The 14,836-nt window shown below is 59.8% G+C and carries 11 protein-coding genes; 6 read left to right on the plus strand and 5 right to left on the minus strand.

What is annotated here, in order from left to right; translation table 11 throughout:
• Positions 1-4: 4 nt before the first annotated feature.
• From HHL22_RS20160 to HHL22_RS20175, 4 genes are all read right to left on the minus strand, one after another.
• On the minus strand, positions 5-541 hold the full coding sequence (locus HHL22_RS20160) for a DUF6438 domain-containing protein (RefSeq protein WP_169533180.1): 537 nt from the start codon (positions 539-541) through the stop codon (positions 5-7).
• 138 nt (positions 542-679) lie between these two features.
• On the minus strand, positions 680-1,786 hold the full coding sequence (locus HHL22_RS20165; RefSeq protein ID WP_169533181.1) for a glycoside hydrolase family 18 protein: 1,107 nt from the start codon (positions 1,784-1,786) through the stop codon (positions 680-682).
• 159 nt (positions 1,787-1,945) lie between these two features.
• Positions 1,946-3,736, minus strand: coding sequence for a membrane protein insertase YidC (gene yidC / locus HHL22_RS20170; protein ID WP_169533182.1), 1,791 nt, complete (start codon positions 3,734-3,736; stop codon positions 1,946-1,948).
• Between the two features lie 298 nt (positions 3,737-4,034).
• The gene (locus HHL22_RS20175; RefSeq protein ID WP_169533183.1) at positions 4,035-5,684 is read right to left on the minus strand and encodes a CTP synthase; all 1,650 of its coding nucleotides are present in this window, start codon (positions 5,682-5,684) and stop codon (positions 4,035-4,037) included.
• Positions 5,685-5,974: 290 nt separating this feature from the next.
• Between HHL22_RS20175 and HHL22_RS20180 the strand changes: the two genes are divergently transcribed.
• From HHL22_RS20180 to HHL22_RS20205, 6 genes are all read left to right on the plus strand, one after another.
• The gene (locus HHL22_RS20180; protein WP_169533184.1) at positions 5,975-7,837 is read left to right on the plus strand and encodes a right-handed parallel beta-helix repeat-containing protein; all 1,863 of its coding nucleotides are present in this window, start codon (positions 5,975-5,977) and stop codon (positions 7,835-7,837) included.
• A gap of 164 nt (positions 7,838-8,001) precedes the next feature.
• Complete coding sequence (locus HHL22_RS20185) at positions 8,002-10,050, plus strand: cellulase family glycosylhydrolase (RefSeq protein ID WP_169533185.1); 2,049 nt, start codon at positions 8,002-8,004, stop codon at positions 10,048-10,050.
• 215 nt (positions 10,051-10,265) lie between these two features.
• Positions 10,266-10,778 carry a DUF4126 domain-containing protein gene (locus HHL22_RS20190; RefSeq protein ID WP_169533186.1) on the plus strand — a complete coding sequence of 171 codons (513 nt, stop codon included), beginning with the start codon at positions 10,266-10,268 and terminating at the stop codon, positions 10,776-10,778.
• A 78-nt stretch (positions 10,779-10,856) separates the two neighbouring features.
• Positions 10,857-12,263 carry a dihydrolipoyl dehydrogenase gene (lpdA, locus tag HHL22_RS20195; RefSeq protein ID WP_169533187.1) on the plus strand — a complete coding sequence of 469 codons (1,407 nt, stop codon included), beginning with the start codon at positions 10,857-10,859 and terminating at the stop codon, positions 12,261-12,263.
• Between the two features lie 75 nt (positions 12,264-12,338).
• Positions 12,339-12,731 (plus strand): HEPN domain-containing protein, encoded by a 393-nt coding sequence (locus HHL22_RS20200; protein ID WP_169533188.1) that lies wholly within the window; start codon positions 12,339-12,341, stop codon positions 12,729-12,731.
• The gene (locus HHL22_RS20205; protein WP_169533189.1) at positions 12,707-13,066 is read left to right on the plus strand and encodes a nucleotidyltransferase domain-containing protein; all 360 of its coding nucleotides are present in this window, start codon (positions 12,707-12,709) and stop codon (positions 13,064-13,066) included. Before HHL22_RS20200 ends, HHL22_RS20205 begins: the two co-directional genes overlap by 25 nt.
• Positions 13,067-13,149: 83 nt before the next feature.
• Here the strand turns inward: HHL22_RS20205 and HHL22_RS20210 are convergent, their stop codons facing one another.
• A complete protein-coding gene (locus tag HHL22_RS20210; protein WP_169533190.1) occupies positions 13,150-14,127 on the minus strand; it encodes a hypothetical protein in 978 nt (325 codons plus the stop codon).
• Positions 14,128-14,836 lie beyond the last annotated feature (709 nt).

A 14,836-nucleotide genomic window follows, 5' to 3' on the forward strand; every position in this document is an offset into this window, starting at 1 on the left:
GGCACTATTTGTCCATATTCAGCCCGGCCAGCGGGTCGAGCCGGCCCTTGAGGTAGGCGATGTAGCCTTGCAGCGGCGCCGGAATATTGGCCTCGGCCAGCACGCGGTGGCGCTGCTGGCCCGGCAGGTACACCGTGATGATAGTACTTGGCAAATCCGACACGTTGCTAGTATAGCTGGGCGCCAGGCTGTTGAAATTGATGCGCCGGGCCTCGTCGAGCATGGCCGTAACAGTAGCGGGCGGCAGGCTGAGCGTGCGCTGGCCCGTCACGGGCACGAAGCGGTCGCCGAAGTAACTCACCTGGCCGTTGCGGAAAATGGTGGCCGTGTAAGCGGGGCAGGTGCCGTAGCAAGGCGTGCGCTGAAACACCAGCACCGTGTCGCCGGGCGCGGTATTGATGGGGATGGTTGACACCGTGCGCGGCTTCTGAAAAACCGGCGTGGCCGGGGTCGCCGAAGTCGCCGCGCCGGTAGTGGCCGCGTGCTGGGCGCAGGAAGACAGGGTGGCCGTAAGGGTCAGCAAATAGAGGGCAGCGCGCATAAGCGTAAGCAAAAAGTAGACGGAATAGGCTGGCCACTTAAAAAAACCGTGCCATGTCCAGCGCCTTCTCATGCGGCCGGCCGCGGCCCCTCCGCGCCTAGCCGGCCACAAATGGCCCTAGGGCCCGTGCTAGGGGCCTTACCGCGCGGCCCCGTACAGCGCTTCCAGCAAGCCCTGGCGGGGCGTGTCGCCGGTCAGCTCCCAGAACATGATGCCGCCCAGGTGCTTGTCGCGCGCGTATTTGGTTTTCAGCTGGATGGATTTTTTGTCGTCGAAGGTGGCGAGCTCCTGGCGGCGCGGGTTGTAGGCGTAGGGCGCCTGCGCCACGTTGTCCCAGTAGGTGGTGAAGCCCCGCGCCGGCGACAGGCTATCGGCGAAGTACTTGTAGTCGAAAGCTTTCTTAAACTTGCCGGGCTGGTACAGGCCCTGGTTGGTGGCCGGCACGCCGCCAAAAATGCGCGCGTAAAAGGCCGCGCCAATCACAATCTTGCCCGGCGCCACGCCCACCGAGTCGAGGTAGTGCACGCCATCATCCACCGAAGCGCGCTGGCGCGGGGTGGAGTAGAGCGGCGTGTGGTGGCCGGTGACGGTGCTGTAGCCGTTCACCAGGTCGTAGCTCATCAAATTCACGCGGTCGACCAGCGGCATTACGGCCGCCCAATCCACCGAGTTTTGCAGGTACTCGCGGTAGCCGCCGGCGGCGAAGCTTATCTCGTATTTGGGCCCTAGGGCAGCGCGCAGCCTCTGGATGAGCAGGGTGAAATTGTGGCGGTCCTCGGGCGTGTAGCGGTGGCCGGGCGGGCCCGGAATGGCCGGGTACTCCCAGTCCAGGTCGATGCCGTCGGTGTGGGAGGCGGCCAGCACCTGCTTCACCGACGCCACGAACTCGGCGCGGCCCGGCGCGGTCGAAAACACCTGCGAGCAGGTTTCGCAGCCGCCCCAGCCGCCCAGCGACAGCATCACCTTTAGCTTGGGATTCTGCGCCTTAAGGGCCACCAGGGCCGCTACCGTGGCCTCCGACTGGGGCTTGTCGAAGGTGAACGCGTTGCCCCTGAGGTGCAGAAAGCTATAGATGATGTGCGTCAGCCCCTGGGTCTGGTATTGCTTAAAGGTGGTAGGGTCGCCGGCGTAGTAGGCAATAACGGCCATGCCGGGCCTAGGGGCCGCTGGTGGATTACTGGCGGTAAGGAAAGCGGCGCCTGTAGCCGCAACCAGCAGCAGGGCCGAGCGAAGAACGTTTCTCATGGGGAAGGCGGCAACGTGGGAAGGCAGTAAAGATGGGCAAAAAAAAGCACGTCATGCTGAGCTTGCCGAAGCATCTCTACCACGCCGTATCGTGCAGTAGAGATGCTTCGGCAAGCTCAGCATGACGTGCTTTTAATGTCTGCCAGGGCCCTAGGGACCTTAGGCCTTGCCGGGGCTCTTGCGGGCCTGGGCCTCACGCTCCTGCGCCGACTTCATGGCCTCGGCCAGGCGGGCCTGAAAGCCGCTAGGCTTCTTGCCTTTGTTCTTCACCTTATTGGCATCGAGCTGGGCCCGAATCTTGGTGTCGTCCACAAACGAGCGAGTTAGCGCTTGCTGCCCTAGGGTCACTACGTTGGAAACCAAGTAGTACCAGGTAAGGCCGGCGGCGAAGCTGTTGAGCACGAAGAAGAAAATCAGCGGCATGAGGTAGCTGTAGAACTTCATCGGGCCTTGCATGGCGGCCGGGTTCATCTGGTTGCTCTGGTAGGTCATGAAGAGCGTCGAAATCGTCATTAGCACCGTGAAAATGCTGATGTGCGCCCCCAGGAAGGGCAGCGTAAAGGGCAGCTTAATGACGTTGTCGTAGGTGCTCAGGTCGGTAGCCCACAGAAACGGCTCTTGGCGCAGCTCAATCGCGTTGGGGAAGAACTGGAACATAGCGAACAGAATCGGCAGCGTGAGCAGTTGCGGCACGCACCCGCTGAGCTGCGACACCCCAAACTCCTGGTAGAGCTTCATGGTCTCCTGCTGGGTCTTCATCTGGTCGTCGCCGTGCTTCGCCTTGATGGCGTCAATCTCGGGCTTGAGCACCTTCATGCGGGCCTGGCTCTCATAGCTCTTATAGGTGAGCGGCCAGGTAACCAGCTTGATAAGCACCACCAGCAGCAGGATAATCACGCCGTAGTTGCTGATGTACTGCTGCAAAAAGTTGAACACCGGAATGATAACGAATCGGTTGACCCACCGGAACAAGCCCCAGCCCAAGTACACGTTGCGGTCGAAGTCGGGCGCTACGCTTTTGAGCAGGTTAAACTGGTTGGGCCCGAAGAAGTAGCGGTAGTTGCCCCCGGCGGCGCTCGTCACGTCGGCCACCGGCAGGCCCAGCTGGGTGCTCAGGCCCTTGATGAAGGTGCTGTCGGTCAGGTTCACATCGGCGTTGAACTGGCCGCTAGTGAAGGGCTGCGAGTCGGCCACGATGCCGGCCACGAAGAAGTCGTGCTTGTCGGCCACCCAGGTTAGGGGCTCGGCCACCTTGCTTTCCTCGGGCTTCTCGCTGGTTTCGGCCAGGTTGTTCTGGGTGCCGCCGGCCGAGTAGTGGTTGATGGTGGTGTGGTTGCGGTTTTGCTTGATGTCCTGCTCGGTCTGGCGCACGTTGTCGCGGAACGACCATTGCAGCGGCTCCTGGGCCACCTGCACGCCGGCCAGCTTCAGGTTGTATTTCACCTCGTAGCCGGTTTTGGGCAGCACGTAGGTTTGCGTGATGGTGCCGCCGCCCACCGGAGCCGTAAAGGCCAACTGCTGGCCGCCGTCGGCTGTGGGCTGCGGCCCGGCCGTCTGGAAGTTGAGAGCCGCGAAGTCCACCGTCTGCCCATTTAGGGTGCGAAACTTGGTGTCGTAGCGGGCGCTTTGCTCATCGAGCAAGAAAAGCGGCTTGCCAAAAAACGTTTTGTACTGGCTGAGCAGCACTGAGGCCACGCGCCCGCCTTGGGTCGAGAAGTCGATGGTCAGTTCGGGGTTTTTGAGCGTGATGCGCTGCACCGGCCCCGCGGCCGAGTCGAGCTGGGGCGCGGTGGGCAGGGCCGCCGGGGCGGCGGCCGGCGCCGTTTGGGCGGCCGTGGTAGCGGCGGGCGTTTTTCCCTTTTCCGGCTCGGCTTTGGGCGAGAAGAAAAACAGGTAAATCAGCAGCAGGGCCGATATCAGGAACAGGCCAGTTGCTTGGTTGCGGTCCATTTAGTCTAAGGAAAATTTTTCGAACCGCAAAGGTACGGTTTCTTTTAGCTGTTAGTAGGAAGCTGTTAGCGGGGGCCTGTTGGCCTTTAGCCGTTCGTTATGAGCTTTTGGGTTGTATTGATTACAGGCCGCCGCAAAAAAAGGACGTCATGCCCATCTGGCGTCCGCACAGCCGGAGCATCTCTCCCGAACGCTACCCTAGGGGCACGGGAGAGATGCTTCGACTGTGCGGACGCCAGATGGGCATGACGTCCTGATGAGAAGCTTACTTTAAGCTAATAACCAACAGCGCAAAAAATCACAGCCCTTTCTTGCGCTGAATGGCCGCCTTCACAAAGCGCACGAACAGCGGGTGCGGGTTCTCCACGGTGCTCTTCAGCTCGGGGTGAAACTGCCCAGCTACAAACCAGGGGTGCACCGTCTTGGGTAGCTCAATCACTTCTACCAGGCCCGTGGCGGGGTTGATGCCGGAGGCCGACATCCCGGCTTCCTCAAACCGCGCCAGGTACTCATTATTAAACTCGTAGCGGTGGCGGTGGCGCTCGCTGATGAGGTTACGCCCGTAGGCCTTGGCGGCGCGGCTGCCGCGCTTCAACTCGCAGGCGTAGGCTCCTAGGCGCATGGTGCCGCCCTTCTGGGTGATGTCCTTCTGGTCGGCCATCAGGGCAATAACCGGGTCGGGCGTCAGCGGATTCATTTCCGTAGAGCTGGCTTCGGGCAGCCCGAGCACGTGGCGGGCGTACTCCACCACGGCCACCTGCATGCCCAGGCAGATGCCAAAAAATGGGATGCCCGCCTCGCGTACGTAGCGCACGGCCTCTACCTTGCCCTCGAAGCCGCGCTCGCCGAAGCCGGGGGCCACCAGCACCCCATCCACGCCCTGCAGCTGCTGGGCCGCGTTTTCGGGCGTCAGAAACTCGCTCTGGATGGTGCGCACCTTTACCTTGCACTCGTTGGTCGCCCCGGCGTGAATAAACGCCTCAATGATAGACTTGTAGGCATCGGGTAGCTCTACGTACTTGCCCACCAGCGCGATGGTCACGTCCTCGGTCGGGTTCTTGAGGCGGCCCAGAAACTCTTTCCACTCCTCCAAATCGGGGGTGTGGCCGCCCTGCAGGCGCAGCTTGCTGATAACGCGCGCGTCCAGCTCCTCCTTCAGCATCAGCAGCGGCACCGAGTAGATGCTGTCGGCGTCGAGGCTCTCGATGACCGCGTTCACCTTCACGTTGCAGAAGAGCGCGATTTTTTTGCGCATATCGGCCGGAATGGGATGCTCGGAGCGGCACACCAGGATGTCGGGCTGCAGGCCGGCCTCGCGCAGGTCGCGCACCGAGTGTTGGGTAGGCTTGGTTTTCAGCTCGCCGGCCGCCGCCAGGTAGGGCAGCAGCGTGAGGTGAATGACAAGCGAGTCGTGAGGCGGCAGTTCCCAGCGCAGCTGGCGCACGGCCTCCACAAAGGGCAGGCTCTCGATGTCGCCGATGCAGCCGCCAATTTCGGTAATCACCACGTCGAACTCGCCGTTCTGGCCCAGCAGCAGCATCCGGCGCTTAATCTCGTCGGTGATGTGGGGCACCACCTGCACGGTCTTGCCGAGGAAAGCGCCTTCGCGCTCGCGCCGAATTACGGTGTCGTAGATGCGGCCGGTGGTCACGTTGTTGGCCTGCGAGGTGGGCGCGTTCAGGAAGCGCTCGTAGTGGCCCAGGTCGAGGTCGGTTTCGGCCCCGTCGTCTGTCACGTAGCACTCGCCGTGCTCGTAGGGGTTGAGCGTGCCGGGGTCGATGTTGATGTAGGGGTCGAATTTTTGGATAGTTACTCGGAACCCCCTGGCCTGCAAAAGCTTGGCCAGCGAGGCGGAAATAATTCCTTTGCCGAGTGAGGAGGTGACGCCGCCGGTAACGAAGATATACTTCGCAGCCGACGCGCTAGGGGAGGAGGGGCGTTCGGACATGACGGGGGCCAAAGTTACGCCCTAGTGGGTGGCCGGCCGCCAACCCGCCGCCAAAGCCCCGGCCCCGGCGGCTGGCTGGCGAGCGGCGAGGGCAGGTGTGGGCGCCTGGCCGGCGCAGAACCGGCAGCCGGGTGCACGAAGCGAAAGCAGTAGCCAGCCTGCGTAAAGCAGCGTGGCAGCCGGGTTGGGCGCCGCCACGCCCGGAGAGGTACTTTCGGGCCTGTTTGCGTCGTTTGGGGCCCTAGGGTCCTCAGGCGCTGGCAAGCGCAAAAACAACTTTGAATAAGCCTATGAGAAGTAAGAGCAAGTGGGCGCTGCTGCTGGGCTGGCTGCTGCTGGGCCAGCTGGCCGCCGCCCAAGCGCTGCGCAAAGACCTGCGCAAGGACTTTGGCGCCGTGGGTGATGGCAAAACCAACGACCAGGCCGCCTTTCAAAAAGCGGCGGCTTTCTTCAACCAGCGCGCCCAAACGCCGGCCGGCGCAGGCCCAGCGGTGCTAGTTATCCCTAGGGGGGTGTACCTGGTGGGGCAGCCGGCGGTAAACCCCGAGGGTGATGACGTGCTGAAGCTAGTGGGCTGCCGTAACCTAACCGTGCAGGGCGCCGATAGCGCCAGCACCGAAATTCGCTACGTGGCGGGCGTGCGCTACGGCTCCTTCAACCCGGCCACGCACCAGCCGTTCGAGGCGCCGACGGCATTTTTTACCGACCGCGCCTACGCGGCGACGGTGGGTGTATGCATCACGCTGCAAAAATGCGAAAACGTAACCGTGGCCGGGCTCGCCATCAATGGCAATAGCGCCCAGGCCGTGGTGGGTGGGCACTGGGGCGACGTTGGAATTCAACTCAACTACGACGGAATTTTTGTGGGCGACTCGCGCCGCATTACCCTGCGCGGGCTGGCGCTGCACCACCTGGGGCGCGATGGTATTCAGGTGCTCAACCACTTGGCCAAGAGCCTGAACGACCCGCAACGCGACGACATCGTGCTCGAAAACTTGACTTGCCGCTACAACGGTCGCCAGGGCTTGTCCATTACCGGAGCCAATGGACTGCGGGCTACTAACTGCGACTTCAGCCACACCGGCCGGGTCATCATTCCGGCCCTGGGCAAGGCGCTGTTTTCCAACCCCGGTGCGGGCGTCGATATAGAGCCCGAAGGCGGCTTCGCCACCAACCTGCGCTTCGACAATTGCCGCTTCGTGGACAACGCCGGCCAGGGTATTGTGTCGGACCGGCCGGGCGACGCTCATACCACCCAGCACATTGAGGTGCGTAACAGCCTCATCTGGGGCCTTACCAACTGGTCGGCCTGGGTGACGCAGCCGGGCTTTTTATTTACCGATTGCCGCATCTACGGCGCCTTCGTGCACGGCTGCCGGGCCGCCAATGCCGCCGAGGCCACGCGCTTCGTGCGCTGCACTTTCGAAGACCGGCCCTACCACGGCCAAACGGCCTACGGGCAGTTCCTGTTGCATTCCGATGGGGCGGCGCGCTACATGAGCTTCACCGACTGCCGCTTCGTGGGCACGCATAACTACCTGATGTGGGCCATCGTGAGCAAACCCCTGGCCGGCGACGTGCCCGATTCGGCCAGCTTCTTCCACCTGCGCCGCTGCACTTTTCTCTACGACTACGCCCAGCCCACGCAAGGCTCGAGCAACAACCTGCAGGGCGCCGTCTTTATGGGCGCCAACGTGTTCAGAGACGGGCCGCACCGCAGCAGCGGGCACCACACCGCCACGGTGCTGGGCAACGGCGCGCCGGCCACGCCTACTATCATCCGGGCGCCCGGCAGCTTGCAGCTGCTGGCCGCCAACTGCTCGTATGACCTCATCAATGGGCTCGACCTGGGCCGGGCCCCAGCGCGCGCCCGCGACTCGGCTAGCCTGGTTATCGGCGCCGCCAACTCGCTGACCCTGCACCAAACCTATCGCCCTAGGCCCGAGCTGTACGTGGGGCCCACGGCGCGCCTGGTGGTGAAGAAGGGCGGGTCCCTGGTGGTAGAAGCCAACACGCGCCTCACCCTGGCCGGCCAGCTGGTGGTGGAGGACGGCGCCTACTTCTACCTCGACCCTGGCGCTACCCTCACCACCGTAGGCCGGGGTGGCATGCGCCTGGCTGCCAAGGCGATAAAGGGTCGCCGGCCCGGTTAGGCCCTAGGGCCAGCAACAGCGGAAAAGGGCTGGGCCACCGAGCGTGAAAATATTTTTGGGGGTGTACTAAGGGTGAAGCGCTTGGGTGGCGTAATATTGATATAGCTACCCGCAAACGTTTGCGGGTAGCTGGTTTCTTTTCCACCTCCTTTTCCCCACCCATTATGCCCAATTTTATTGGTGGCGCGGCTTCGCGCTTGGTGGCGCAGCGTGTGCGCACCTACCTCCTTTTCTTACTGGCTGGCCTGAGCTGGCACTCGACCCTAGGCCAGAGCTTTTTGCAAGCCAGTGGCCCCAAAATGGTGAATGCCAGCAATCAGGAAGTGATTTTGCGGGGGGTGAACCTCGGTGGCTGGCAGGTGCAGGAGGGCTACATGATGAAGCCCGGCTTTAGCGGTACGCAGGGTTCCATTAAGAAGGGCCTCTACAACCAGGGCCAGAACGACGGGCAGGTGGAGAGTTTCTACCAGCAGTGGCGCGACAATTTCTTCACCAAGGCCGACATCGACTACCTGAAGGACAAGGGCTTTAACTGCGTGCGCCTGCCGCTGCACTACGAGCTGTTTCTGACGGCCAGCCAGCGCGGCGTGCGCACCGGCGTGAGCAAGGGCAGCACCAGCTACGGCGACTACCTCAACGCCTTGCGCGGCTGGTACGGCAACAACCAGCTCTTTACCGACCCCAGCACCCTAGAGGGCTTCCGGCTGATTGACGAAGTGCTGAGCTGGTGCGGCGGCAACGGCATGTACGTGGTACTGGACCTGCACGCCGCCCCCGGCGCCCAGGGCTCCGACACCAACATCTCGGACGCGCTGGTGAGTGGCGGCAACGACTTCTGGAACAACCAGATAAACCAGGACGTGGCCAACCGCCTGTGGCAGGCGCTCTCGACCCGCTACAAGGGCGACCCGCGCGTAGCCATGTACGACGTGCTCAACGAGCCCAACAACATCCCCAACACCAGCAGCCAGAACGGCAATCAGCGCCTGCACGACGTGCTGCAGCGCTTTATCAACACTATTCGGGGCAACGGCGACAACCACCTCATCTTGCTGGAGGGCAACGGCTTTGGCAACGACTACAACTACATGGAGAAGCGCACCTTCTCGAACACGGCCAACCTGGTGTACAACTCGCACCGCTACAGCGGCAGCGGCTACGAGATTGATAACAACCCCAACTCGGTGGATGGCAACCAGCCCAACAGCCTGCGCCTGATTGGCAACCTCACGCGGTTTCGCTCGGACAACAACGTGCCCATCTGGGTGGGCGAAACCGGCGAAAACTCCGCGCAGTGGATGAGCGACGCGGCCAAGGGCCTCAACCAAGTAGGCATCGGCTACTGCCACTGGACGTATAAGCGCTTCGAAAACAACTCGAACGCGGCGCTTTTTCACATTAACTCGCCCTACGTGGTGGATGGCGCGGGCAACATCCCGGCCGCGCTGCAGAATATCAAGTTTGCCAACTGCGTGGTGAACACCAGCACCCTGAACGCGGTGGCGCCCAACCCTGGCGGCGCGGTGCGCAACACCCGCGCGCCCATCGGCCAGGTTATCACCCTCAAGGCGGTTATCAACGGCAAGTATGTATCGGGCGAGAACGGCGCGCAGGCCATGACCTGCACCCGCGCCACGGCCGGCACCTGGGAGCAGTTTGCGGTGGTGGATGCGGGCAACGGCAAGGTGTACTTGCGCAGCCAAAATCAGTACGTTTCGAGCGAGAACGGCACCCAGGCGATGAACGCCAACCGCACCAGCCCCGGCTGGTGGGAAGCCTTCGACTGGATTGTGAACGCCGACGGCACCATCAGCCTAGGGGGCTACAACGGCCGCTACGTGAGCAGCGAGAACGGCCAGCAGGCCATTACGTGCAATCGCATGACCATCTCGGGCTGGGAGGCCTTCAGCTACACCGTAGTGGGCACCGCCCGCACCGCTAATGTGCTAGCCACCAGCAGCGCCAGCGCTGACCCGGCCGGCGCCTACTACCCCAACCCCGTGCTCGACCACCTCACCTACGCCGTGCCCGCGGGCCTAGGGGCCCATACCCTGACCCTGAGTGATGCCACCGGCCGCACCGTACTAAGCCGCGCCTACGGCCGCACCGGTCCCGAAAATACCTTGGATGCCAGCGGCCTGGCCAGCGGCCTTTACCTGGTGCGGTTGGCGGGCGAGGGCTTCGCGCAGTCGTTTAAGTTCACCAAAGAGTAGAGGATATGACATACGACCGTCATGCTGAGCGCAGCCGAAGCATCTCTACCACGCCGCCTAGGATGATGTTTGGTAGAGATGCTTCGGCTGCGCTCAGCAGGACGGCCTTGTATCAAATAGCTTTCATAGAGTGAGGCGCAAAACTGCCAGCTTGCCCTAGTCGGTAAGCCAAGTTGCCCGTATAGCAAGGCCTACCCTGAACCTCGCTTTCCTCCATGAAAAAGAAAACCCCTCGCCCCGCCAAGTTTTGGCCCACGCTGGGCTTTGCCGCGCTGGCGGGCTCGCGCGCTACCAGCGCCCCGGCCTTCCTCAGCCAGTACCTCTCGCACCAGGCCCTGAGCCCGGCGCTGGCCAAGTCGCCGCTGCGCTTCTTCGCCCGGCCCGGCGTAACTATTGCCCTGGAACTGCTGGTGGCTGGCGAAATAGTGGGCGATAAAATGCCCAGCGCCCCCGACCGCACCGTGCCCCAGCAGCTGGCTACCCGCACCGCGTCGGGCGCGCTGGTGGGCGCCACGCTCTACAAGGCCAAGGGCGGCAATGCGCTGGTGGGCGCCCTGGTAGGCGGCCTAGGCACGGTGGCCGCCACCTACGCCACCTGGTGGCTGCGCACCCAAGCCAGCCAGCAGTTCAACCTCGACTCGGGCCTGGTGGGCGCGGGCGAAGACGCCCTGGTGCTGGCCGCCGGCACCGCCCTGGCCAAGGCGCAGGGCCCCACGACTGCGCAGTAGCAACGGGTTCGCCTGCCGCTGCTTGGTATCTTTGTGAGGCCGGCCCCCAGGGGCCGGCCTCACTCGTTTCCTGCGTTTATGAATCAGTACGACGTTACCGTTATCGGCTCGGGGCCGGGCGGGTATGTGGCGGCCATCCGCTGCGCGCAATTGGGCCTGAAAACGGCGCTCATCGAGAAGTACCCGACCCTAGGGGGCACCTGCCTCAACGTGGGCTGCATCCCCAGTAAGGCGCTGCTCGACAGCACCGAGCACTACCACAACGCCCACAGCACCTTCAAGGAGCATGGCATCGAGCTGGAAAACCTGGCCGTGAACATGAACCAGATGATTGACCGCAAAAACGGCGTGGTGAAAGCCAACGTGGACGGCATCGCCTACCTGATGAAAAAGAACAAAATCGACGTGCTCAAGGGCGTCGGTTCGTTCGTGGACAAGAACCACCTCAGTATCGCGCCCACTGAGGGCGGCGAGGCGCAGCAGATTGAAACCAAGAACGTTATCATCGCCACCGGCTCGAAGCCCACGGTGCTACCGTTCATTCAGCAGGACAAGCAGCGCATCATCACCAGCACCGAGGCCCTCAACATCCGCGAAGTGCCCAAGCACCTCATCGTGATTGGCGGCGGCGTAATTGGCCTCGAAATGGCGTCGGTGTACGCCCGCCTGGGCGCCAAGGTGAGCGTGGTCGAGTTCACCGACAGCATCATCCCCACTATGGACCTGGCCCTCGGGAAGGAGCTGAAGCGCATCCTGGGCAAAATTGGCATCCAGTTTTACCTGGGCCACAAAGTGACCGGCGCCACCCGCGAGGGCGACACCGTGACCGTGACGGCCACCACGCCCAAGGGCGAGGAGTTGAAGCTGGAAGGCGACTACTGCCTGGTGGCCGTGGGCCGCGCGCCCTACACCGCGGGCCTCAACCTCGAAGCCGCCGGCGTGCAGATGGAGGAGCGCGGCCGCATCAAGGTCGATGCCTACCTACAAACCAACGTGCCCGGCATCTACGCCATCGGCGACGTGGTGCGCGGCGCCATGCTGGCTCACAAAGCCGAGGAAGAAGGCACGTTCGTGGCCGAAACCATTGCCGGCCAGAAGCCCCACGTCAACTACCTGCTCATCCCCGGTGTGGTGTACACCTGGCCCGAGGTGGCCGGCGTGGGCTTCACCGAGGAGCAGCTCAAGGCCGACGGCCGCGCCTACAAGGTGGGTAACTTCCCCTTTAAAGCCAGCGGCCGCGCCCGCGCCAGCATGGACACCGACGGCTTCGTGAAGGTGCTGGCCGACAAAGCCACCGACGAAATCCTGGGCGTGCACATGATTGGCCCGCGCATCGCCGACCTCATCGCCGAAGCCGTGACGGCCATGGAGTTCCGCGCCTCGGCCGAGGACGTAGCCCGCATGAGCCACGCCCACCCCACCTACGCCGAAGCCATGAAGGAAGCCTGCCTCGCCGCCACCGAAAACCGGGCCATCCACATCTAGGCCCTAGGGGTACCCAGCCACGCAAAAGCGCCTGAAGCTACCGTAGCTTCAGGCGCTTTTGCTTTACCTTGCAGCGTGACCAAAGCCGACCATATTGCTTACTGGATGACTACCGCCAATCAGAACTGGCAGGAAGTCGGCAGTATGTTCGCAGCGGGTACGTATGTGCCATGTTTGTTCTGGGCGCACCTGACCATTGAAAAGTTGGCGAAGGCACTGTGGGTGCAGGATAACGTGGGTGATACACCACCTTTCACACATAACATAGCCCGACTGCTGGCCGATACCAACCTGGTGTTGACCCCAGCGCAAGCCACCTTTGTGCAGCAATTGAATACTTTTCAGTTGGAAGGACGTTATGAAAGCTACACGGCCAACCTGCGCCAATTAGCAACCGCTGCTTTCACGCAGTCTGTCCTGCAAGACGTTACCGACCTTCGCCAATGTATACTCAAGCAACTGCCCTAGAGCGGGTCAAGGCCTTCGCCGAAAGCATTCGCAGCCAGCGTATTTCGTTGCGAAAAGTAATTCTGTTCGGCTCGTATGCCCGCAATGAGCAGCGGGAGTTTTCGGATATTGACGTGGCCCTAGTGGCCGATGAGTTTACCGGGTTCGGCTTCCAGGACGTGGGTCTGATTGGAGCGGCTATGGCGCAGAAGTTATTTATTGCTATTGAACCGCATACCTTCTCGCCCGAGCAGTTCACCGACTGGAATCCGTTTGTACAGGAAATCAAGCGCACCGGCATCATAATAGGCGAATGGGAGCCAACTGCCACCGAGAACCGGGCCATCCACATCTAGGCCCTAGGGGTACCCAGCCACGCAAAAGCGCCTGAAGCTACGGTAGCTTCAGGCGCTTTTGCATTTGTAAGCATAAAAGCTGGCTATCCTCTGCGTTTTAAAGAACTAATAATCACCGCTTGTATATTTTTTATGAATTCATCGAAGTTTTCAATAGAGCAAATAAAAAATTGAGAATAATATTTATTTAAAATATAAACAGATGATTCTTGTAAATTATCTATCTCCTTTATTGGTGAATGATAGGTATTATATTTCCTATTTTTAAACTTAATTTGCTTAGATTCGAAAGATTCAATATTAATATCTTTCTTAAGTTTTTTGAACCTCTTGAATATCATCTTGTGATGGTCTGCAAAATCATGACCTAAACTACTGCCAAATATAAGCCAAGGTATCTTGCTGGCTATTTCCTCAATTGATTCTGTTTGCTTGATGCTTTCAATAGAAATGTCTTTATTGAATAAATAAAGCTCTGCGTTTGTAATTAGAACCGGAATAATAAAAAATGGCAAAGCATCCCCAATGTGATTTAGAGTATTGAATTCTATGCTTTCTTTTAATAAATATGGTAAGGCATATTTAAGTTGTGAAATACCGTGTTTGATGTCTTTATCAAATACTTCTCCATTTGCGAGATTTATCTCTGTGCCTTTTAAAGAGTAGTTAAATTCATTTTCAAAATTATATATTGGTTCTTCATTAATGGCTTTAGTTGAGAATGCACTGACTACTTTGCAAGTTCCTCCCAGGGTAAAGGTTGAAAAGTCAAGTGGATTAACTTCGGGCAAGAAAGCCCATACCTTACCCTCATCTCGGAATTTACATTCTCCAATAATTGCCAATCTACTTGTTATTTTGTTTGAATTACTGAATGGTGAGAACCCTAATCCGTGAATGTCTACTGAAAACTCCTTGTTTGCAGCGCCGTCCAGTCTGCTATAACTATAGTCATACGAGGTATGAATACGATATTTTGCTAATATTTTAGCGACTTCATATTCAAGAGGTATACTTGAGGACAAAAGTCTCGCTTTCCATTTTTTAGATAATTCGCTCATTTTTACTTGAAATAAAGATGCTTTTCAGTGGAACCTGGTAAGATAGATTGCTTCCGGTTGCCAATATTACAAGAAAGGATATAACTGAATGACAGGCTTCTTGTGTTTCCGCCGCTTCCTGAGTATATTGGTTATATGACTGCTACCGAACACATTCAGTATTGGCTCGACACAGCAGCGCGAGATTGGGACACTATGGAAGCACTGAAAGTAGTCAATCCACGACCCGCTTTGGTTTTCACGCATCGGGCGTTAGAGAAGATTAGCAAGGCCTTGCCAGTGCGGAGACATACTGATGCAATCCAACGATGTAGTCGAATTACTGATGGCAGTTGGTATCACGCTTACACCACAGCAAGCTGAACTAATGAGTCGCGTGAAATCATTTCACGACGATATAGTAGAGACAGACCCTAGCCGTCCAGCCCCGCAGTTGAAAAAAGGAGAAACGATGCAATCCATAGTCAGGGAGGCAGCGAGTTTACATCAGCAATTATCTGCAAGATTGACTAGGTGAAATAAGTAGCTGTGGGTGTGCATCTTGTAACGCCCGACTAATAGCCTCGGTACCCCGCCCATGCGCCTCCTTTTCCTGCTTCTACTGGCCCTGCCGCTGCTGCCCGCGCCGGCCGATAGCGCCACCTACGTGCTGCACAAGTTCGCCTAGCTCATCGGGCGCGAAACCTACCGCCTCACCCGCACCGTCAGT

The organism is Hymenobacter polaris (assembly GCF_012927305.1).
GTDB classification, from domain to species: Bacteria; Bacteroidota; Bacteroidia; order Cytophagales; family Hymenobacteraceae; genus Hymenobacter; species Hymenobacter polaris.